This is a genomic window from Leisingera sp. M527 (genome assembly GCF_025141525.1).
Lineage (GTDB): Bacteria > Pseudomonadota > Alphaproteobacteria > Rhodobacterales > Rhodobacteraceae > Leisingera.
The window spans coordinates 24,973-45,030 of record NZ_CP081042.1 but is presented as its reverse complement, the minus strand read 5'-3'; the positions used below and the strand labels follow the sequence as shown (position 1 = coordinate 45,030).

Here is a 20,058-nt window from a genome sequence, read left to right as displayed (position 1 = left end):
CCCGTTGATCTGATCCATTGAAAGGCTGTTGACCGATGTCGCTTTTTCACCCCGTCAATCTGGTGTGCCCGCAATGCGAGGCCCCGGTGACCATGATGGCCGTGGGCAGTGTGAACGCCGACCGCCGCCCCGATCTGCGGGACGATATCCTGGAAGACCGGTTTCAGGATGTGAGCTGCGAGGCCTGCGGCGAGAGCTTCCGGCTGCAGCCGCAGTTCAACTATCTGGATGCCGGGCGCGGCCAGTGGATTGCGGCAATGCCTGCCAGCCGACTGCGGGATCATCTGGAGATTGAGGATGAAGCCGGGGCGCTGTTTGACACCAGTTATGGCGCAAATGCTCCGGCGGCGGCGCGGGATGTGGGCAGCGGGCTGGCGGTGCGGTTGACCTTCGGCTGGCCGGCGGTGCGGGAAAAGCTGCTGGTCAGGCAGCTGGGGCTGGATGACGTGATTGTCGAGATGATGAAGCTGCACATCCTGCGCAGCGTTGAATCGGTGCCGATGGCCGAGGGCATAGAGCTGCGCCTGGTGAATACCGACGAAGACAGCGATGGTTATGTCTTTGCCTGGCTGGAGACCGCATCGGAGAAATACATCGAATATATGACCGTGCCGGCGGAGCTGTACAGGGCGATCGAGGGCAACCCGGAGGGCTGGGATGCCATCCGCAAGCGGCTTGATACTGGGCATTTCGTGGATATGCAGAAGCTGTACATGGGGGAGGGGCGCCCGGCGGCATAGCCTGGCAGCGCACTGCCTGCGGTGCGGCGGGCCTGAACTGGACATGCAGCCCTGCCGGAACGCCCGCTGAAACCCATGACGGGCCGCTGGAATGCAGCCCGTCAATCAGCGCACGGGTGCGCGGTCAGCCGCGGGCGACGTTGATCACCTGCATCTGGGTGTATTCGGCCAGCCCCTCGACGGATTGCTCGACCCCAAGACCGGAGCCTTTGAAGCCGGCCATCGGGATATGCGGGCCGATGTTCAGCTGCTGGTTGACCCAGATGGTGCCGGATTCGATGCGGCCGGCGACCTCAACCGCCTTGGCGGTATCGCCAGAATGCACCGAGCCGCCCAACCCGTAGTCCGAGGCATTGGCGCGGGCGATCACGTCATCAATGCTGTCAAAGCGGATCACCGGCAGGATCGGGCCGAACTGTTCCTCATCCACGATTTTCTGGCCGTCGGTCACATCGCGCACGATTGTGGGATGCACGAAATAACCGGGGCCGTCCTTGGGGCTGCCGCCGGCGATGATTTGGCCGTTGGCGCGGGCGTCTTCCAGGAAACCCATGATCTTGTCGAATTGCGCCTTGTTCTGAATCGGACCGATTGTTGTGCCCTGTTTCATGCCGTCATCGACCACCGCCTGTTCGGCAAGGGCGGCCAGTTCGGCGCAGAACGCCTCGTAGATGTCGCTGTGCACATAGGCGCGCTTCACCGCCAGACAGACCTGCCCGGCATTAAGGAAGGCACCGCCATAGACCTTTTCGGCAGCGGCCTTCACATCCACGTCCGGCAGCACGATGGCGGGGTCGTTGCCGCCCATTTCCAGCGTCACCCGTTTCATGGTGTCGGCGGCGCTGGCCATGATCCGCTTGCCGGTCTCCGACGAGCCGGTAAAGCCGATTTTGGCCACATCCGGGTGCGTGGTCAGCTTGGGGCCCAGGTCGTTGGCGTCGGTGATGATATTGACCAGCCCGGGCGGCAGGATACGGGCGCAGATTTCGCCCAGCTTCAGCGCCGTGACCGGGGTGGAGGGCGCTGGCTTCAGCACAATCGCATTGCCGGCCATCAGCGCCGGTCCGATCTTCCAGCAGCACAGCAGCAGCGGAAAGTTCCAGGCGATGATGCCCGCCACCACGCCCAAGGGTTTGTGCCGGGTCTCAATCCGGAATTCGGCGTCGTCCTGAATGATGCGGTCGGGCAGCTCCAGCGTGGCGGTATGACCCAGATAGCCCTGCGACCAGGCGACCTCGCCCTGGGCTTCGGGCAGCGGCTTGCCCTGCTCTGTTGTGATCAGACGGGCCAGTTCATCGGCCTCCTCGCCGATGGCGGCGGCCAGTGCTTCCACCTTGGCGCGGCGTTCGGCCATCGGCGTGTTTGCCCATGCCTGCTGGGCGGTTTTGGCGGCGGCCACGGCCTGATTCAGCTGCGTTTCGGAGGCATGCGGCACGCGGGCAAAGACCGCCTCGGTTGCCGGGTTGATCACGTCGATCATCTGGTCTGACGACACCTGTTCGCCATTGATGAGCATTGCGTAGTCCATTGGTGTTCTCCCTGTTTTTTATCTGTCTGCGGGGGGTGATTGGAAAAGAGGAGCTGAGCCGGGCGGCGGCAAAGTGATGCGTTCGCGGCCAGTGAAGGCCGGGGTTTGCAGCAGCGTTGCGGCGCCGCCGCCCATGCAGGCGCGGGCCAGCAGGCCGGTGAAATGCGCCGCGGCCAGGCTGGCACCGCGCACCGGCATGCCGGGGCCGCCGGGGCAGGCGCCGTAGCGCGCGCCGGGCAGGTTCAACAGCGACCATTGGCCGGGGGCGCAGCGGGCATCGCCCTGCACCGAGTGAACGCCGGGGCAGGCGGCGGGGTAGACCGGCGCGCCGCGGGCTGGGGCGGAGGCGACCAGCAGCTTGCCTGCCTGCAGCACCGCCGCCACAACCTCAACCAGCTCTGGGCTGGCACTGGCATGGCCAAAGGAGCAGTGGACGATCTGTGCTTTGGATCGGGCGGCGTGGTGCAGGGCCTTGGTCACTGCGGCGAGGGACGTGGCGAGGCGGCCGGGAAAGATGCTGAGGTTGAGGATCTGCACCGCGGGTGCATTGGCGCGGATGGCGGCGGCCATGTAACCGGCGTGTTGCGCGGCCGGGCTTTCGGCGGCGCGGGGATGAAGTTCGCAGAAATCTGTGCGGGCGGCGAGGCCCGGGGTGTCTGCCGCCAGCGGGCCGTCTATCAGGGCAATCAGCGGGGCAGGGGTCATGGACTGGCCTCGTCCAGGGTGATCTCCATATCGAAATGCCCGGCCGCTGCGGCGCCGCCGTGGGCGGTGATGATGCGGGTGGAATGGGGGAAACTTTTGTCGATATGGGTGAGGATCCGGGCGGCGGTGGCGGGGTCGACCTCGGACAGGGCCTCATCCAGGATCAGGATGTCGAAGGGGCTAAGCAAGGCGCGCAGCAGGCAAAGTCGCTGGCGTTCGCCGCCGGATAGCGTCAGCCCGCTTTCGCCCAGCATCGTGTCAAGACCGTCTGCGCTGCGGAACCGTTCGCCAAGGCCGAAGAGGTCCAGCAGCTGCCAGACGCGGGTTTCGCTGGCGGGGCGGGTCCAGAAGGCGCGGGACTGGAACAGGTTATCGCGCAGGCTGGCGCGCAGGATCAGCGGGCGCTGGCCGGCATAGGCCACCATTTGGGGCAGGGTGGCGTTGCCAAGCTGGCCAAGGTCCGCACCGCCCAGGGTGATGTGCCCGGACAGGGGCTGCGCCCGGCCGCAAAGCACCGCGATCAAGGAGGTTTTTCCGGCGCCGCTGGCCCCCTTAAGGGCCAATTTGGTGCTTTGGGGAATGGTGAGGGTCAGCGGGCCAAGCGGGGCTGCCTGGCCGCGGGAGACAGTCATAGTGTTCAGTTGCAGGGCATAGCCTGCGGGGGCAAAGGGCGCGGCGGGCCGGGGGGCGGCGGGCTGCATCACCGTATCCAGCCGCGCGACCGCAACCTTGACTCGTGCTTGCGCGTGCCACAGGCCCAGCAGCGACTGCATCGGGCCGGTCATAAATCCCATATAGGCGATGAAGGCAATCAGCGACCCCAGCGGCCAGTCGCCGCGGATCACCATCAGCCCGCCCGCCAGAAAGATTGCCGAACGGGTCAGCGCCGACAGCAGCACCGGCACCGCGCGGGTGAATTCGCCCCACAGGTTCTGCGCAATCAGGCGCTGGTTCAGCCCGGCGTGGTCGCGCAGGCTGCGCCGTTCCGCCCAAAGGGTGCCGCGGGCGGCCTGCAGCGCGGGCAGGCCGAACAGAGTTTCCGACAGGCCGGCGGCGTAGCGCCCCTGCATCTCGCGCACGGCGGCGGCGTGGCGTTCGGTGCGGGGCCGCGCCCAGAGCAGGAACAGCAGCTCAGCCGGGGCCAGCAGCGCGGTCAGCAGGCCCAGCCGCCAGTCCAGCAGCATCAGCATTGCTGAGCCGCCAATCAGCCGGATCAGCGCGGAGGAGCCGCCAAGCACCGCGTTGAAGGCGAATTTCTGCACCTCTGCCGCATCGCCGTCGATCCGCGCCAGCAGCTCGCCCGTGCGTTGTGCCGCGAACCAGCCGGAGGGGTTGGCCGCCATCCGGGACAGCAGCCGCCGCCGCAGCTGCGCCAGCATCCGGACCGAGGCACGCATGTGCAGGGTATTGCTCAGCGCGCCGGTGGCGGTGGCCAACAAGCCGATGGCAAACAGCGCCAGTGACCATGTGACCAGCTGCGTTGCATCGCCACCCATCAGGCCGCGGTCGATCACCAGCTTGCTGATATAGGGCGGCAGCAGGCCAAGGGCGGCGGCGGCAAAGCTGATCAGCAGCAGCAGGGCCAGCCGGCGGTGGTGCGGGCGCAGCAGCGGCAGCAGCCAGGCCGCAGTGGTGGATGTGAAAAGCGCCGCACCTGCGCGGGATTGCAGGCGCGGCCAGGGGCGGGCAGCCGCAGGGCCGCCCGGCTGGGGGGAGAGTTTGGCGGCAGGCCCGGTCATCCCTGCGGCACAACGTGCAGGGTGGAGACCGACATGTCGCCGCCGGAGGGCACCCGGATCTCGCCCAGGCGTTCCAGCGTTTCGCTGTCATAGATGCCAATGTCGTCATTGGTGCCGCCGACATAAATCTCACGCCCGTCGCTGGAGACGTTGATGACGTAATAGGTGTGCGGCAGATCCACCCGTTTCACCAGCTCGCGGGTTTCCAGGTTGTGCTTGGACAGCTGGGTATAGACGCCGTACAGGTGCTTGGGGTCCGTGGCACTGCGGGCCGCTGAGAACATCAGAACCTCGAAGGAGGCGAAATCGGCGATCTCGGTCTTGCCGGTGGTGAGGTCAACCGACTGGTAGCCCCAGACAAAATCCGCCATCTCCTGCTGGGTTTCGTCGGTAAACACCGCCGCCGTGTACATCAGCAGCATCTCGTCGTTCTGGCTGCCGGTGGGCCAGAAGGCGAGCACATCCGGCGGGCTGTAGGTCGGTCGGTCCCAGCTGGCGTTGGCAATCGCCACCTCGGTTTCGCCGGTGGCCGGATCAACCCGGTAGATGTCATGGCCCGCAACATAGACCTGGCCGTTGCGGTCGCTGGCCATCAGGGTGGAGCGGCGCGGGGCTTTGAAAACAGCGACGGGTTCCGCCTCCAACCCGGCGCTGGCGTCATAGGCGGCGAATTCCGGCTGCATTACCTCGTATCGGTCGGTCAGTTTGCGCACCGGGTTGCGCACCGTGTAGATCTGGCTGCCGTCCTTGGAGACGGCGAGCGAGGCCAGCGAGCGGCGGCTTACGTCGCCGTCGGACTGGGCGGCGTGGAACACTTTCTCGCAGGTCCCGATTTCAACGCCGACCACATCCTGCCAGTGGTTCAGCAGCACATAGGCAATGCGGTTGTCTGGTGACATGGCAATGACGCCGGGGGTCACATTGGCGCCCAGATCGCAGTCGGCCTTGACCGAGCGGGTATCAGCGTCAAAGACATAGAGGTTGGAGGGTCGGGCCACCGTCACCAGAAGGTCGCCGGCGGCCAGCGGCAGGGCGGAGGCGCAGAACGCGGCTGCAGCAAAAAACGCGGATTTCATGATGCGGGTCTCCTTAGGTTTCGGCGTCGGTGGGGTAGGTGGCGCCAAGCGCGCGCCAGTCCTTGGCGGCATTGGGTGCGCCTTCGTCCCAGTTCTGGTGATTGACCATGATGTCGGGCACCTGCGCGGGCCACCAGCAGGGGTCGGAGCAGCCATAGAGGTCCGCTTCCATCGGCTGGCACAGGGCGGCGAGCCCGCCGAAAGGGTCGACCTCCCAGCCGGGATCGAAGGTGGTGGCGCAGCCGGCGGTCACGGTCTGCATCGCGCGGACCTCTTCCATCTGGCTTTTGGTTGCGGCCTGCTGGACGCGTTCGGCTTTCTGATTGAGCGGTTTCATTTTCCAAACGCCCTCCTCGGCGCAACATGGTGGTGGAAATACTGCGGCGCCTGGGCGATCAGTTCGGCATAGGCGGCGACGCCAAAGTCGATCCAGTCGCGCATCAGGTCGCAGTAGTGATAGGTCGGCATCATCGGGTCGCTGAAATGGGCATAACTTTCGTGATAGCAGCCGCCCGCGCACAGGTTGCGGATCCGGCAGGTGGCACAGCCCTTCTCAGTCCGGTCGGACCGTGCCTTGATAAACCCCGACAGCTCCTTGCGCTTGATGCCCTCGTCAACGGTGCCGAACTGGTCCATGTCCGATCCGGTAAACCGGTGGCACAGGTTCAGCGCGCCGTCGTGGTTGACGGCCAGCATGCCCACCCCGGCGCCGCAGGGCAGTGCCTTGGAGCGGCCCTCATAGAGGTCGTTCATCATCTGGTGCATGTTGGAAAAGCCGATGTTGCGGCCCTTGAGCGCTTCCTCGACATAGAGGCGGCCCAAGGATTTCATGCCCTCGAACACCTCCAGCAGTTCGGCGCCGTTTAGGTTGAAGGCATCCATGTCGCCCGAGGTCACCGGCGAAAACCCGACCTCGGCAAAGCCGATATCGTTGATCAGATGGTCCCAGATCTCATGAATGTTGGTGACGCCGGCGGTCAGGGTGACGCGGGCGCCCACCGGTTTCGATGTGTAGCGCGACAGCAGCAGCCGGGCCTTGGCGGCGACCGCATCATAGGTGCCCTTGCCGCCGACCGTTTTGCGGTTCAGGTCGTGCTGCGCCTTGGGGCCGTCGATGGACACCGTGAGGCCGAATTTATGCTGGTCGAGCCAGTCGATCAGCGGTTCGGTCAATAGCGTCGCATTGGTGGTCAGGCTAAAGTTCACCGCCTTGCCAAGGGCGGCAAAATGCGGTTCGGCCCAGTCCACCACCTGCCGGATCAGCGGCTGGTTCGACAGCGGCTCACCGCCGAAGAACACCACGTTATAGCTGTCGCGGTCCGGGTTTTCGGCCATCAGCATCTCGACCGATTTCCGCGCGGTGTCAAAGGCCATCTTCTGGCCTTTGGAGGGCACCGCCAGATCCTCCTTGTAGCAGTAGGAACAGGCCAGGTTGCAGCCGGTGTTGACGTTCAGAACGATGGTGGTCAGCGGGAAGTTTTCGATCTCGATCGGGGGGCGTTCCGGTTGCAGCGGGCGGCCGTCATTGACGATATCGAGCCGCACCAGACCGTCGAGGCGGGCGGCGGCGTCCGATGCTGCAAACCGGGCCTCGAATTCATCCATGGTGAAGGCCTGTGCCTGCGCCGCATAATCAAGGATGTCGCGGTCGGCGGTGTCCATCTCAAAGATCGAGGTGGTGGGGACGTGGAACAGAACCTCGCGCCCTTCGACCGAAACCCGGTGCGCATTGGCGGGCTGATAGTGAAAGTCTTTCATGGGTTTTCTCCCTGTGCTTCAGCGGATCGGCGGATCAATGAAGCGCTGCACGGTGACGATTAGCATCGCCTCGGCCTGCTGGCCCATCGCCTTGGCCTGCACTTTCAGCTCGCCTGCGTTGTTGGCGCTGAAGGGGCGGTCGGGGTTGGGGCCGGCCATGGCGGGCAGGAAAATGCCATTTGCCTGCATGCCGCCGGCAAATTCGGTGTCCTTCATATGGGCTGCGTGATCATGCGCGTTGGCTACGGTCCACTGTGCCTCGACCCGGCCGATGCGCACATCGTCTTCGGTTCCGGGAGTGCCGTCCGGACCGTTCCACATGCCGATGGCGTTGAAATAGGCGGGCACCGGGGGGGGGCCTGCATCGCTGCCGCCGCCAACGCGGGCGATGGTGAATTCCGGCTCCACCCGCAGGCTGTCAACCGAGGTGTAATGTGCGATCTGCCCTTCGGTTCCGCCGGCACTGAAGGTCACGACGCCATTGCCCTCAGCCGCCAGAGACAGCGCGGCGCCATAGCTGTTTGCCGTTGCATCACCGTGTGAACTGGCGAGGCTGTCCAGTCCGGTGCCGACCACTTGCACCTGTGCCTCACCCGCCGGAACGGCAGAGGGAACAGTTCCCAGTATGACGCTATTTGCACCCGCGCGGGCAGCGGTCAGCGGCGCGCCAAGGGCGTCGTTGCTGCGGTCGAATTGGCGGCCCTGCAGGGCGTTGCCATCCTCGGACAGGGCCAGGACCTGGCGGTAGGCAGTGCCGCCGATGTCGAGATTGGCGCGCCATTCATAGCCGGTATAAAGGTTCATCTGGCCCGACGCGGGATGCGTGGTGCCGTCAGCAGTCACGAATTCACCGCTGATCTGATAGGGAGAGGTGTCGCCCGTCACTGTCAGCCGCCCGTAGGCCTCGCCGATGCCGGGCAGGTCCGTGATCACCACCCAGTCGCCCGCCACGGGCTGCTTGTCCGAGGCCTGCCAGTCAGTCCAGGCGGCGGTTTCCAGCGGGTTCTGTTCGGCCAGATAGCTGGAAATTTCGGTGCGGGCGATCTGGTACCATTCGCGGTCGCGGCCAAGCGCCTGGTATTCGATGGTCGGGAAATGGCCGACATGGAAATCCATGTGCAGGGTCCATTCCTCGGGCGTGCGATTCTGCAGCAGCCCGCGCGCACCGGTATGGCAGCGTGCGCACATCGAGGCGAAGGGCTCGTCAAAGCTTTCCTGCGCGTTCGGATCTTTTTCCAGCGCATAGCGGAAGGGGGCGGCCTCGGACGGGGCCAGGCCCTGGCTGTCGGACAGATGCTGCACGATGGCGCGGCGGTCTTCAGAGCTGATGTCCAGCCCATGCGCTTGCTGCATCCGGACGATGGTCATCATCCAGCCTTCGGGCGTCTTGCGCTGGCCGCTGATCCGGCTCAGCCCGGATTCTTCTGCGGTGTGGCAGCTGGAGCAGATGTTTTGCAGCAGCTCTTCGCTGGCCAGCGCAGGGGCCGCGCCGGCGGCGGTTATCAGGAGTGCAGCCGTCAGACTGCGGGGGCGTAGTTGCATGGATTAGTCTCCCTGTTTGGTGTGTTCCAGGGGATCTGCGCCCCCTCGGTAAAGCCTTGCGACAAAAGCCATTGATGGATGGCCCGGGCGGCCTGCGGCGGGGCCTCCGGCAGAACTGCGCTGTGAAAACCGTCTGCGCCCGGCAGCGGCCGGCCGTTCAGGCGGCGCAGCAGCGGCACGATCTCTTGCCCGGCGGCAAAGGCGGCGCCGCCGGGGGCATCGCGGGTGATCAGCACCTCGCGCCGTGCCAGACGGCCGTCCTGCACGATCACCCGGCGGGCGATGTGCGGGCGGATTTGCGTGTCATGGGCGGGGATATCATCGGGCCAAGCGGTGCGCTGCTGCCAGAACGGTGTTTCAAATTCCGCTTCGCGGTAGAAATCACGGCCCACACGGGCCTGCCGCCAAAAGGTCCCGGCCACCCGGTTGCGGTAGAAATCGCGGGCCAGTTCGGTGCCGCCGTTCAGCAAGGCCCGCGCGATGGGCGCCGCCATCAGTGCCGAGGACACGGCCCAGAACATGCCGTGCCCGGACAGGGGATCAAGTGCGACTGCCGCATCACCCAGCCGCGGGCAGCGCGGGTCCAGTTCCGGCGCGGTCAGCCGCGGTGCGATGGCATGTATGGCGGGGTGGCGGGGCAGGGGGGTGTCCCCTAGAACTGAATTCCACAGCGCCGCCACAGCCGCCTTGCCGCCGGTCCGTTTATCCAGCGCACCCGTGTCACCCACCGCCTGCAGCCACAGCTGATCCTGCCGGGCAGGAGCAGACCAGATCCAGCCGCCGGGCCGGGCTTCGATCCGCGGGGTGTCCATGTATCCGGCTTGCGGCGGCACAAATCCGGCAACCGAGATCGTGTCCGGGCCGATGTGTTTTGCCCGGTTTTGTGCCGCGGGCTGGCGCGGGGCGCGGCGGCCGCGGGCCTCAAACAGCAGGCTGGCGGTGAGGCTTTGTCCGTCAGACAGGCGGATTGCGCCGGCATCCGGGTGGACACTGGCCACCGCCTGATAGAACACTGCGACGCCCGCGTCCTTGGCGGCGTGCAGCAGTCCGGTGTCAAATTGGTTGCGGTCGGCCAGATGCTCGCTGTTCTGGCCGCCCTGAAAAGCGCCCCAGCTGACATGGCGCTGCGTGGCCGGACCGATGCCCGCAAGCGGCAGGCCGTGTCTTTGCAGAATTGCGGCGACGCGGGCGGACATGCCCTCAAACCGGGACCCGCGCGGCGGCAGGGTGGCCAGCGCCACGCTGTATCCGGCCCGCGCCAGCAGGATCGCGGCCACCGACCCGGCCGGGCCGCCGCCTGCGATTGCAATGTCAAAGGTGCCAAATTGAGGTGCCATTTACATAAGCTGCACTGTGGCGGCGGTGCTTGTGGCGGACACATCCGGACAACAAGCCGACATTTCCGGACAGAATCGGCGGATGCGGCCCTGTCTGCAGTGATTTTTCTGGAATGGCCGGTTTTTACGGTATTCTGGCGCAATCCTGAGGAATTGCGCGATGCCACACAACTATCAGCCCCGGATTTCGGCCACGACCTTGAACGACCCGCTGCGGGCTGTTGAGTTCATGAACGGCGATCCTGGAAGGATTTTCCGCACGGCCGGGATCAGCCCCGAAGACCTGGATGGCGAGATCGGCCTGAAGAAATTCGTGGACTTCTGCGAGCATGCATCGGACCAGCTGGGGCTGCCCGATTTCGGCTGGCGGGTGGGATCGGTGTTTGATCTGCAAAATCTTGGCACGCTTGGAGAATTCATAAAACAGGCGCCGACGCTGGGAGCGGCGCTGTCGCTGTTCCGCAATGCCTTTCCAATGGTGCAAAGCGACTCGGAAATGCGGCTGGCGATTGAGGCGGACAAGGCGCTGCTGACCTACCGGATCCTGGATGCACGCATCTGGCCGCGGCAGCAGGATGCCGAGCTGACGCTGTCGGTGTTCCATGGCCTGGTGAAGTCCGCCGCCGGGCCGGACTGGCGGCCTGATCTGTTATCGCTGGAGCACGAATCAAGCGCCTTGCAAAGCCGCAGCAGTGCCGGGCCGCGCTGCCCGGTGCAGTTTGCCGCCGCGTCCAACACGCTGGTGTTTCCTGCGGCAATGCTGGATCTGCCACTGGCGGACAGCGAAAGCCCGGCATTTAAGGCGGCTTCGCAGTCGATGGTCCGCAGCGCCCGGCAAAGCGAGCGTGAAGCACCGGTTGCGGTGCGGGTGCGCCGTGAGCTGCTGATGCGCATTGGCCGCGAAAGTTTCGAGCAGACCGCCATCGCCACGGCCCTGGGGATGTCGCGCCGGACCCTGCGGCGCAAGCTGGAGGAGGAGGGGCAGAAGTTCTCGCGGCTGCTGGCGGGCTGCCGGATGGAGATTGCCAAGCGCATGCTGCTGGCGCCGGGGGCGCAGCTTCATGAAATCTCAGAGCGGCTGGGCTATTCTGAAGTTTCGGCCTTTGAACGTGCTTTCCGGCAGCGGGAGGGGGCGACACCGAGCCAGTACCGCAAGCAAGCGTCGGCCTGCGGTTCCGGCGGCTGAACCGCCGCCGCAGGCCTGCAGTGCGGCGCGAAAGGATCAGCTCCTTGGGATCCGGCCCAGGATCCTGAGGGCGTTTTGTTCGGCGCAGCCGGCGGCCTGTTCCACATAACCCGGTGCGGTGCCGGGCAGGCGGGCCACATGCCGTTCGGCTGCGGGCCGGTGTTCCACCATCAGATCCACCAGCCGGGTGATCCGGTTCAGGACTTCGGCGGGGCGGAAGCCCAGCTCGGTTGCGATGCGGGCAAAGTGATCCGGTGTCACGTCAGCGGGCTTGCGTTTGCGGCCGCCGATTTTCTGGGCGAAATACTGGTTCACGGCAGGCCAGGGCAGAACCGTTGAGACATCGTAAAGCGGGGCAAGCTGAACCGACGGGCCAAGCCGGTGCAGCATGGAGTAATTCTTGGCGTGGGCGTCGGTGTTGGCCACCAGGATGTTGAAGGCGAACTGGTCAAACAGGGTGAGAACGTCCTGTGGTTCAAGATGGCCGGCGGCGGTGAACAGATTGGCAAGGGTGAAACCCGGCACCGATCCGGCCTCATACTTGCGGCCCGGCGGCGTGGCGGTGGCCTGGGCAAAGTCCTCCTGATGCAGGCGCTGGATATGTCCGGAGGCGGACAGATGCCGGTCATAGCGCAGAACGCAAATGGCGGAACGGGCCCCTAGGGCGAGGGAGGCCGCCTGCGCGGCGGGAATGCCGGTCTTTTGCGCAAGGGTCAGGCAGTACAGCTCATTTTCAACGATGCCCGGCAGCCGCGGATTGTCCGGCTTGAGGATAACGGTGGAGGGGGCGCCGTTTCTGGGAATGGCCAGCCTGCTGCCGTCCTCGGGCAGCTGCAGCACCGGGCGGCCGCCGGCGTCCAGAACGGCGAGCGCGGATTTCTGCTGCCCGCCGGCCAGCGACAGGCGGACGCCATCGGCACCAGCCAGGAAAGGCCGCTGAGCCAAGTCGTTGAAATGCGCCTGCAGCGCGTCTTCGGGGCTGGTGGTGCGGTAGTAATCTGTCAGCAGGACATAGTCCCACTGGTCCGGCAGAGAGGGGCTGTCAAAGGACAGCGCCCCGGCGGTGTCGCCGCCGATTTCGCGCAGCAGGGCAACGGCGTCTGTTTTCGACAAGCCAAGAGACCGGCTGAGGGTTTCCAGCTGCTGTTCTTCGGGCAGCAGATTTGCCAGCCAGGGGGCCGCAATGCTGTTCGGAAACGGATCTGGCCGCAGCGGCATCAGCACCGAGATGGGAAAGGCGCGAGGGGTGTTTATCCATTCCGGCGTATAGGTGAACCCTGTGCTGCCGTCGTCATGCACCGCGACGCTGCCAACCAGAAACTGCGCATAAAAAACCGGAACCTGAAGGGTCATTCCAGGTCTCCAAGGTCATATCCGCTGGCGGTGCCGCTGTGCGGTGCCGCGCCTTGGGGCGTTCCGAAAAGCTCGGCCACCGGCACGCGCAGGGCCTTGGCGATCCGGTACAGGGTCGACGCCCGCGCGTCGCGGGTGCCGGTTTCGATAGTGGAGAGCGCCGAAACACTGGCCCCGGTTAATTGCGCAAGCTGGGTCAGGCTGAGCCCCTTGGTCTTGCGGATGCTGCGGATGGACTGGCCGAGGCCGATCAGCTCTGGCTGCTTCTGATCTGTCATGCGGGCTCCGGTTTATCGAATACGGTAAATATGCCCTGTGGCCGGAGGTGAATCAATAGACTTTACCGTTTTCGATAAATTTCGGGCGGGGACGGGGGATTCTCAAGGAATTTATCGAATACGGTAAAGGTCAGGCCGGGGCCGTTGCGGATTGCCAGGTCATGTTTTTGAACTCTTCGCGAAAGGCAAAGCGGGCGAGGTGATTGTCGATGATCTGCCGCGCATGATCGAGTTCCTCGGGGGTGGGGGCGGTGACATTGGCGGTCAGATCCTGCCTGGTTGCGCGCAGGGTTGCGGGGCCCATTCCCAGCGCCACGGTGCCCTGGCCGGTTTCATCGGCGGTGTCGAACTGCACCTCGACCTTATGGGAGAAATGCTTGCAGAGCTGCTGCAGGTATTTTGCCCCGTTCGGGGTGTCAAAGCGGCCGGTGTCGGTGAGCATTTTCAAATTCCTTACTGTTTTACTAAGCTAAGGGCAATGTAGTGAATCACCGCGGCGCTGCAACCCGTAAACACAGGCTCCGGCTACCGGCGTGCGATGCGCGCGGGGCCGGCGCTTCAGTTGGTTCACTTTTGCAGTCACGGCTGTTTTCCAGGCGCGCCAAAGAAATCGCTGACGGCCGCATCCAGTTTGCCGAGGAACAGTTGGGCAGCAGTGTTCATCTACACGATCTGCAATCTGATGCTGCCCGCCGTCACCGCCTTGATATCCTGCGCCATCCAGGGTTTCGCCGGGCGAATGAACGTAAGCGGTGCAAAGACCCCATGTTTCAATAAAATAAGGGGTTTGCGATACTGGCGCCACCTGCAGAAAGGAGATGGCGATGCTGGACGGAATGATGCCGGATCAGTATCGGAGCGGCAGCCATCGAGATACCCTCTGGCTATCCTGCCGATCACTTGGCGGAAGTGTTGCGGGCTGTGAGGGCGGCACAATGATTTCTCCTGCCAGTAACTTCCGGATTTACCTTGCCTCGGAGCCGGTCGACTTCCGCAAGGGTATGGGCGGGCTTGCCGCCTGTGTGGCTAACAGTTTCAAGCTCAATCCCTATTCCGGGGCGATTTACATGTTCCGCTCCCGGCGCGCCGGCCGGCTTAAGATTCTGGATTGGGATGGATCCGGCCTTGTGTTGATCATGAAACGGCTGAACGGTAAACGCTTCACCTGGCCGAAAGTGCAAGCAGCCAGATGTCAGCGCTGCTGCAGAGCACACAGACGGCAGTGAAAAAGCCGCAAGGCGGCGCTATTCCGGCCATGGCAGGGAGTAGGTCTTGACGTTTGTGAAGAACTTCATGGCTTCGATGACGCCTTCCTTGACGCCATTGCCGCTGTCTTTGATGCCGCCGAAAGGGGACATTTCGATGCGGTAGCCGGGCTGTTCCCAGATGTTGCAGGTGCCCACGTCCAACCCGTTGATATAGGCAATCGCCCGGTTCAGATCATTGGTGCAGACGCCTGATGACAGGCCGAAGTCGGTGGAGTTGGAGATCTTCATCACCTCGGCGTCGTCATCCGGCACCCGGACGATGGGCACGATCGGACCAAAGGTTTCCTCCATCACCAGCTCGCTGCCGTGGGGTACTTTGTCGATCACAATGGGCGGCAGCAGCGCCCCTTGGCGGGGCGGGTGGTACAGGATTTCAGCGCCGTCTTTTTCGGCCTGCAGCACACGGTTTTCGAACAGCGCGGCGGCCTTGTCGTGGATGACGCAGCCCAGCTCGGTGGCCGGGTCCTGCGGGTCGCCGAATTTGATCGCTCGAGCCTTTTCCAAGACCAGCGGCACAAAGCGGTCCGCGACGCTCTCTTGAACCAGGATACGCTTGATCGCGGTGCAGCGCTGGCCGGAGTTGCCGGTGGCACCGGCCACGGCGATGGTGGCGGCCTTGTCCAGATCCGCGTCCGAGAGATCGTTCAGCACAATCAGCGGGTCGTTGCCGCCAAGCTCCAGCGCCTGGCGTTTGTAGACGCCTTTTTCGGCGATCATCTTACCCACCGGCACGCCGCCAGTGAAGGTGATGATGTCGATATTTTCATTGGTGATCATCTCGTCGCCAATGTCCTGAGGCCAGCCGGTGACCACCTGGAACATCTCCGGCGGCAGCCCGGCCTCATAAAGGATATCGGCCAGTGCAATACAGGTCAGCGGCGTGAGTTCCGTCGGTTTGCAAACCATGCAGTTGTTGGTGGCAATCGACGGCGCGATCTTATGGCTCACCATGTTCAGCGGGTGGTTGAACGGCGTGATCGCCGAGATCGCCTTGACCGGCTCGCGCTTGGTGAAGATCTTGCGCGCCTTGCCGTTATGGGTGAGGTCGCAGGAAAAGATCTCGCCATCGTCCTTCAACGCCTCGGCCGCCGCAAACTGATAGACGTCCTGGGCGCGCTTGGTTTCATAGATCGCGTGCTGGTGGCAGATGCCCAGCTCCAGCGTCAGCCATTTGGCCAGAACTTCGCGGCGCTCGCCAATCAATTCGGCGGTGCGCTGCAGGATCTGGCTGCGCTCATAACGGGTGAGTTTGGGCGTGTAGTTCGCTGCCACCTCAAACGCCATGCGGGCATGCTCGGCTTTGCCGGCAGGAACATATCCAACAACTTCATTGGTATAGGGGTAATGAACCGGGACAGTTTCGTCGGTAAAGACGATCTCGCCGCCGATCCGCATCCCTTCATTCCGGATCTCAGTATTGGTCATAGTTTCACCCATGGATCAGAGGGCCGCCGCAGCGGTGGCATAGAAGAAGGCGTCAAAGTTGCGCAAATCCCCGGGCTGGCCGGGCAGATCAAGGACTCGGTTCACAATAAACGGCACTTCCTGTTCCGTCAGCCCGCCATGGCTGCGCAGCGGTTCCTTCAGCGCCGCCAGGTTGTGGCGGTGAGCGGAGGTGCCGATACAAATATTCTCGCCGGAGATCATCACGATGTCGCCAATACGGTCGCCGGGCAGTTCAAAGCGCCTGATGGCCTCTTCCTTGTCGATCACCAGGATCAGCTCCTCGCGGGCGTCCAGCTTGGCCATCACCTCCGCCTTGCCGGCACCTTCGGGCAGATAGGCGGTGGCAAAGGAGCCAAGCGCACCGTGATGCACAACGTAGGGATCGGTGATCGGCAAGATCACCCGCGCGGCGTCCTTGCCCAGCCAACCGTCCAGCAGATCCTGCGCGTAGATCACATTTGGCGTGCCGTCGGCGTGGTGCTTGGGTTTCATGCCGTGATCAGCGGTGACGACGATGGCGGCACCCATTTCATCCAGCTGTGCCAGGTACTTGTCGAACATCGCATAGAAATCCAGCGCGCCCTGCTGGTCCGGCGCGAATTTGTGCTGGATGTAGTCGGTGGTCGACAGATACATCACGTCCGGCTTGAACTCCTGCAAGAGCTTCACACCGGCGGCAAAGACAAACTCGCTGAGTTCGGCTGAGTAGACTTCCGGCACGTCCATGCCCAGCCAGTGGCTGGCGTTGTCGATGCCGTGCTCTGCCTTGGTGGTTTCACCCGACCTTTCGGAGGAAAAGGCCACCGCGCGGTCCTCGTCGAACTTGAGCCCCGCCCCCAACAGCGCCCGCAGCTTGTCCTTGGCGGTGACCATGGCAACGCGATAACCGGCCTCATAGAACTGCGAGAAGATGGTCGGCGCGCGCAGAAAGCGCACGTCGTTCATCATCACCTCTTCGCCGCTGTCCGGGTCGATCAGATAGTTGCCGCAGATACCATGCACGCTGGGCGGGCGGCCGGTGGCAATCGACAGGTTATTGGGGTTGGTGAACGACGGGATCACCGAATGCGCCAGCCGGTCGGTGCCGGTCTCGCGGATCCGTTTCAGCGTCGGCATCAGCCCCTTGGCGATGGCAACCTCCAGGTATTCAGGCTCGCAGCCGTCCAGGCAGATGGCAATCGCCGGAACCTTGGGGACCGGGTAGCTGCGCCCATTGGCGATGACGGGGGTGTGGGTGGTCATATCTCGGGGTCCTTTGTCTTCAGGCAGCCAGTTTGGCGCGTTCTTCCAGCGCCGCAGCAGGCGGGGCCGCGCTTGCGACGCCCATTTCGGCAAGCGTTTCCTGGGCAGCGGTCACAACCCGCCGCATTACATGTTCATCCATCTGCCCGATGCAGCCGATGCGAAAGCTGTCCACAGCGGTCAGCTTGCCAGGGTAGATGATAAAACCCTTCGCCTTCATCAGGCTGTAAAAGCGGCTGAACACGAATTTCTCATCCGCAGGGCAAAAGAATGTGACGATGATGGGCGACAGCCAGCGGCTGTCCAGCAGCGTCTCGAAACCCAGTTCACGCATTCCGGCGACCATCACATCGCGGTTGCGCGCATAACGGGCGCCGCGGCCAGCGACGCCGCCTTCGGCTTCATGCGCCTTCAAAGCTACCAGAAAGGAGGCCACCGCATGGGTCGGCGGTGTGAACCGCCACTGGCCGGTCTTTTCCATATTGTCCCATTGCGCGTGGACGTCCAACGACAGCGAATGGCAATTGCCCTTGGCCGCTTCAATCTCAGACTTGCGGGCGATGACAAAACCAAAGCCCGGCACGCCCTCAATGCACTTGTTGGCCGACGACACCATTGCCTCAAATCGAATGTCCGAGGGCTGCATATCAATCGCACCAAAGGCCGACATGGAATCGATCAAGAGCTTGCGGCCCGCGGCATAGACAGCCTTGGATATCTCAGCGATTGGGTTGAGGATGCCCGAGGACGTCTCGCAATGGATCGCCACCACATGGGTGATCGCCGGATCAGCGGTCAGAATTTCCGCCACCTCCGCACCGCGCGGCGGCAGGTAGTCGCCCTTGTCCAGCACCACGTGGTCGCGGCCCAGATAGTTCAGCGTTTGCGCCGAGCGCAGCCCATAGGCGCCATTGATCAGCACCAGCGCCTTGCCATCGCGGGGAATGAAGGAACCCAGCATCGCCTCGACCGCAAAACTGCCGGAGCCCTGCATCGGCACACAGTCAAAGTCCTCCGCGCCGCGCCCCAGCAACGCCAGCAGGCGGTTGCGGATCTCGCGGGTCATGCCGCGAAAATCATCGTCCCAGCTGCCCCAGTCCCGCAGCATCGCCTGTTTCACCGCATAAGAAGTCGTCAATGGCCCCGGCGTCAGCAAATAGGGTTCGCCCAGCCTGGGCGGTTCAATCGGATCCGTGGAAGCACTCATCTGCACTCTCCCAAGAGGAATTTGAACACATCATTGCCGCCTGCCAATCCATATGTAAAATTGCAAAAAACAATTCACTTATAGGCTCAGCCTATGATTGCCGGGAAAGGGGACAGATGCGCCACAGCCAGCTTCGCGCCTTCCACTATGTCGCGCTTCTGGGCGGCTTTTCCCGCGCCGCCAGGGCGCTGCATCTGACCCAGCCGGCGGTCTCCGAACAGGTCCGCAAGCTGGAGCAGGACCATGACATTCTGCTGTTTCGCAGGGAGAAGAAACAGATCACCCTAACCCCCCAAGGCGAAGAGCTGCTGCGGCTGACCAAAGGTTATTTCGAGGCCGAAGCGCAGATCAGCGAGCACCTGTCCGATTCCGGTACGGTGGTGGAGGGCGAGCTGCGGATCATTGCTGACTCGGTCCTGCATATCACTGCCCTGCTCGGGCCGTTCCGCAAGAAACACCCGAATATCACCATTCTTCTAAGGGCCGGGAACACCGAAGACGTCCTGGAACAGCTGCGCAGCTACAAGGCTGAGATCGGTGTCATAGGCAGCTTGACCCCGGGCCGGGACATGACCGGGCTGCACCTGGGCACCACTGGCATCACCGCCTTTGCCGCCCGCGGGTTTTTGCCTTCAGGCCGGCAGAACCTGCACCTTGCAGACTTGCCGGGCCTGCCGCTGGTGTTCCGCGAAGCGGGCTCAAAGACCCGTCAGAAGATTGAAGCTGAGGCGCGAAGCAGGGGTGTTATTCTGCAACCCGCGATTATTGCCGAAGGCCGCGAAGCGGTGCGGGAACTGGTTGCCTCGGGCGCCGGCATCGGTTTTGTTTCCGAGGCGGAGTTCGGACATGACAGCCGGCTGGTCAAGATCAGGTTGGAGGATGCGAGCCTGACGATGGGCGAGAGCATTGTCTCGCTCACCCAGCGGCAGGACGTGCGGGTGGTCCGCGCCTTCATGGAGTTTGCTGCAAACACATTGGCCCGGCAGGAAATGCCCGAACCCAGCCCGCCAGCTGGATGACACCGCCAGAAACACTGCCGCTTAGCCTGGCTCCACGGCCTTTGCATCGGCCTCAGCCCGTCAGCAGGCATATCACCGCTCATTTTTCGAACCGTGAATCACGCCACCCACCGGAAATCAATGGGTCCTGACCCTAGATGCTATCAAAAGGGGCGGCATCAATCCACGACAGGTCCAGGAAGACCAACATAGGCTGAGAAACCGGAACTTTTGCGCGGTAAGTCGACGCTCCAACATGGGCAGAACAGAAACCATCCGAGATATCGTCTTATGCGTGCCTTGGAGACATGGCAGTTTCTTCCGACCGTTTCTCAGTTCAATTGAGGATCTGCGAGCTGAGCAAACACCGCAAGCCCCGCACCTGAGGCAGTGACTCGGCTGATCGCTTGAAGCTCCTAAATTGCGGGTTTGGCCCTCTGCCGGTGCCGTGCAAGCGGCACCGGAGCACGCAGTTTACGTTAGGTTATCCATATCGGTTCAGTTGCTGAAAGATGAATATCATCCTTCATGCATCTGTCTGTGGTTCTGTTGCGCAGCTGCTGGAATTTCTAGACAAATGCATTGAAGAGCAGAGGTTTGGCCGTTTGTGTCACAGTGGATGACGTAAGCTGTGCTTTGGGCAGATTTCGCTTCG

Annotated in this window: 18 protein-coding genes; 4 read left to right on the top strand and 14 right to left on the bottom strand. The window is 63.4% G+C overall.

Annotated elements, in window-relative coordinates; genetic code table 11:
* Positions 1-35: 35 nt before the first annotated feature.
* Positions 36-740 carry a CpXC domain-containing protein gene (locus tag K3555_RS24215; protein ID WP_260009291.1) on the top strand — a complete coding sequence of 235 codons (705 nt, stop codon included), beginning with the start codon at positions 36-38 and terminating at the stop codon, positions 738-740.
* Positions 741-864: 124 nt separating this feature from the next.
* Here K3555_RS24215 and K3555_RS24210 read toward each other — a convergent pair whose 3' ends face one another.
* From K3555_RS24210 to K3555_RS24175, 8 genes are read right to left on the bottom strand one after another with little or no spacing between them, the layout of a single operon-like run.
* Complete coding sequence (locus tag K3555_RS24210) at positions 865-2,268, bottom strand: aldehyde dehydrogenase family protein (protein WP_260009290.1); 1,404 nt, start codon at positions 2,266-2,268, stop codon at positions 865-867.
* A gap of 18 nt (positions 2,269-2,286) precedes the next feature.
* Positions 2,287-2,973, bottom strand: coding sequence for a hypothetical protein (locus tag K3555_RS24205; protein WP_260009289.1), 687 nt, complete (start codon positions 2,971-2,973; stop codon positions 2,287-2,289).
* The gene (locus tag K3555_RS24200) at positions 2,970-4,712 is read right to left on the bottom strand and encodes an ABC transporter ATP-binding protein (RefSeq protein WP_260009369.1); all 1,743 of its coding nucleotides are present in this window, start codon (positions 4,710-4,712) and stop codon (positions 2,970-2,972) included. Before K3555_RS24200 ends, K3555_RS24205 begins: the two co-directional genes overlap by 4 nt.
* Positions 4,709-5,788 (bottom strand): quinohemoprotein amine dehydrogenase subunit beta, encoded by a 1,080-nt coding sequence (gene peaD / locus K3555_RS24195; RefSeq protein ID WP_260009368.1) that lies wholly within the window; start codon positions 5,786-5,788, stop codon positions 4,709-4,711. The genes K3555_RS24200 and peaD overlap by 4 nt, the downstream gene beginning before the upstream one ends.
* Before the next feature lie 13 nt (positions 5,789-5,801).
* Complete coding sequence (gene qhpC / locus K3555_RS24190; protein WP_260009367.1) at positions 5,802-6,125, bottom strand: quinohemoprotein amine dehydrogenase subunit gamma; 324 nt, start codon at positions 6,123-6,125, stop codon at positions 5,802-5,804.
* Positions 6,122-7,546 (bottom strand): quinohemoprotein amine dehydrogenase maturation protein, encoded by a 1,425-nt coding sequence (peaB, locus tag K3555_RS24185; protein WP_260009366.1) that lies wholly within the window; start codon positions 7,544-7,546, stop codon positions 6,122-6,124. The genes qhpC and peaB overlap by 4 nt, the downstream gene beginning before the upstream one ends.
* An 18-nt stretch (positions 7,547-7,564) precedes the next feature.
* Positions 7,565-9,088, bottom strand: coding sequence for a quinohemoprotein amine dehydrogenase subunit alpha (gene peaA, locus K3555_RS24180; RefSeq protein WP_260009365.1), 1,524 nt, complete (start codon positions 9,086-9,088; stop codon positions 7,565-7,567).
* A complete protein-coding gene (locus K3555_RS24175; protein WP_260009364.1) occupies positions 9,064-10,425 on the bottom strand; it encodes an NAD(P)/FAD-dependent oxidoreductase in 1,362 nt (453 codons plus the stop codon). The genes peaA and K3555_RS24175 overlap by 25 nt, the downstream gene beginning before the upstream one ends.
* Positions 10,426-10,585: 160 nt before the next feature.
* On the opposite strand from K3555_RS24175, the gene K3555_RS24170 reads away from it, so the two are divergent.
* Positions 10,586-11,611 (top strand): AraC family transcriptional regulator, encoded by a 1,026-nt coding sequence (locus tag K3555_RS24170; RefSeq protein WP_260009362.1) that lies wholly within the window; start codon positions 10,586-10,588, stop codon positions 11,609-11,611.
* A gap of 36 nt (positions 11,612-11,647) precedes the next feature.
* Here K3555_RS24170 and K3555_RS24165 read toward each other — a convergent pair whose 3' ends face one another.
* From K3555_RS24165 to K3555_RS24155, 3 genes are all read right to left on the bottom strand, one after another.
* Positions 11,648-12,964 (bottom strand): HipA domain-containing protein, encoded by a 1,317-nt coding sequence (locus tag K3555_RS24165; protein ID WP_260009360.1) that lies wholly within the window; start codon positions 12,962-12,964, stop codon positions 11,648-11,650.
* Positions 12,961-13,242, bottom strand: a complete 282-nt coding sequence (locus K3555_RS24160) for a helix-turn-helix domain-containing protein (protein WP_260009358.1) — start codon at positions 13,240-13,242, stop codon at positions 12,961-12,963. Before K3555_RS24160 ends, K3555_RS24165 begins: the two co-directional genes overlap by 4 nt.
* 130 nt (positions 13,243-13,372) lie before the next feature.
* Positions 13,373-13,684 carry a DUF2218 domain-containing protein gene (locus tag K3555_RS24155; protein WP_260009357.1) on the bottom strand — a complete coding sequence of 104 codons (312 nt, stop codon included), beginning with the start codon at positions 13,682-13,684 and terminating at the stop codon, positions 13,373-13,375.
* 382 nt (positions 13,685-14,066) lie between these two features.
* On the opposite strand from K3555_RS24155, the gene tnpB reads away from it, so the two are divergent.
* The gene (gene tnpB / locus K3555_RS24150; protein WP_260009355.1) at positions 14,067-14,468 is read left to right on the top strand and encodes an IS66 family insertion sequence element accessory protein TnpB; all 402 of its coding nucleotides are present in this window, start codon (positions 14,067-14,069) and stop codon (positions 14,466-14,468) included.
* 18 nt (positions 14,469-14,486) lie between these two features.
* Here the strand turns inward: tnpB and phnY are convergent, their stop codons facing one another.
* From phnY to K3555_RS24135, 3 genes are read right to left on the bottom strand one after another with little or no spacing between them, the layout of a single operon-like run.
* Positions 14,487-15,935, bottom strand: a complete 1,449-nt coding sequence (gene phnY, locus K3555_RS24145) for a phosphonoacetaldehyde dehydrogenase (protein WP_260009353.1) — start codon at positions 15,933-15,935, stop codon at positions 14,487-14,489.
* A 15-nt stretch (positions 15,936-15,950) separates the two neighbouring features.
* A complete protein-coding gene (gene phnA, locus K3555_RS24140; protein ID WP_260009351.1) occupies positions 15,951-17,198 on the bottom strand; it encodes a phosphonoacetate hydrolase in 1,248 nt (415 codons plus the stop codon).
* A 19-nt stretch (positions 17,199-17,217) separates the two neighbouring features.
* The gene (locus K3555_RS24135) at positions 17,218-18,405 is read right to left on the bottom strand and encodes a 2-aminoethylphosphonate--pyruvate transaminase (RefSeq protein ID WP_260009349.1); all 1,188 of its coding nucleotides are present in this window, start codon (positions 18,403-18,405) and stop codon (positions 17,218-17,220) included.
* 116 nt (positions 18,406-18,521) lie between these two features.
* Between K3555_RS24135 and K3555_RS24130 the strand changes: the two genes are divergently transcribed.
* Positions 18,522-19,424: a LysR substrate-binding domain-containing protein gene (locus K3555_RS24130; protein WP_260009347.1), complete on the top strand. Its 903-nt coding sequence runs from the start codon at positions 18,522-18,524 to the stop codon at positions 19,422-19,424.
* The last annotated feature ends 634 nt before the right edge of the window (positions 19,425-20,058 follow it).

Bases quoted from the DNA above. Each gene is read 5' to 3' on its own strand.
- K3555_RS24130 (WP_260009347.1), top strand. From the start codon at position 18,522: ATGCGCCACAGCCAGCTTCGCGCCTTCCACTATGTCGCGCTTCTGGGC.
- K3555_RS24210 (WP_260009290.1), bottom strand. From the start codon at position 2,268: ATGGACTACGCAATGCTCATCAATGGCGAACAGGTGTCGTCAGACCAG.
- K3555_RS24205 (WP_260009289.1), bottom strand. From the start codon at position 2,973: ATGACCCCTGCCCCGCTGATTGCCCTGATAGACGGCCCGCTGGCGGCA.
- K3555_RS24155 (WP_260009357.1), bottom strand. From the start codon at position 13,684: ATGCTCACCGACACCGGCCGCTTTGACACCCCGAACGGGGCAAAATAC.
- K3555_RS24165 (WP_260009360.1), bottom strand. From the start codon at position 12,964: ATGACCCTTCAGGTTCCGGTTTTTTATGCGCAGTTTCTGGTTGGCAGC.
- qhpC (WP_260009367.1), bottom strand. From the start codon at position 6,125: ATGAAACCGCTCAATCAGAAAGCCGAACGCGTCCAGCAGGCCGCAACC.
- K3555_RS24175 (WP_260009364.1), bottom strand. From the start codon at position 10,425: ATGGCACCTCAATTTGGCACCTTTGACATTGCAATCGCAGGCGGCGGC.
- phnA (WP_260009351.1), bottom strand. From the start codon at position 17,198: ATGACCACCCACACCCCCGTCATCGCCAATGGGCGCAGCTACCCGGTC.
- K3555_RS24160 (WP_260009358.1), bottom strand. From the start codon at position 13,242: ATGACAGATCAGAAGCAGCCAGAGCTGATCGGCCTCGGCCAGTCCATC.
- tnpB (WP_260009355.1), top strand. From the start codon at position 14,067: ATGCTGGACGGAATGATGCCGGATCAGTATCGGAGCGGCAGCCATCGA.
- K3555_RS24215 (WP_260009291.1), top strand. From the start codon at position 36: ATGTCGCTTTTTCACCCCGTCAATCTGGTGTGCCCGCAATGCGAGGCC.
- peaA (WP_260009365.1), bottom strand. From the start codon at position 9,088: ATGCAACTACGCCCCCGCAGTCTGACGGCTGCACTCCTGATAACCGCC.
- K3555_RS24170 (WP_260009362.1), top strand. From the start codon at position 10,586: ATGCCACACAACTATCAGCCCCGGATTTCGGCCACGACCTTGAACGAC.
- peaD (WP_260009368.1), bottom strand. From the start codon at position 5,788: ATGAAATCCGCGTTTTTTGCTGCAGCCGCGTTCTGCGCCTCCGCCCTG.
- K3555_RS24200 (WP_260009369.1), bottom strand. From the start codon at position 4,712: ATGACCGGGCCTGCCGCCAAACTCTCCCCCCAGCCGGGCGGCCCTGCG.
- K3555_RS24135 (WP_260009349.1), bottom strand. From the start codon at position 18,405: ATGAGTGCTTCCACGGATCCGATTGAACCGCCCAGGCTGGGCGAACCC.
- peaB (WP_260009366.1), bottom strand. From the start codon at position 7,546: ATGAAAGACTTTCACTATCAGCCCGCCAATGCGCACCGGGTTTCGGTC.
- phnY (WP_260009353.1), bottom strand. From the start codon at position 15,935: ATGACCAATACTGAGATCCGGAATGAAGGGATGCGGATCGGCGGCGAG.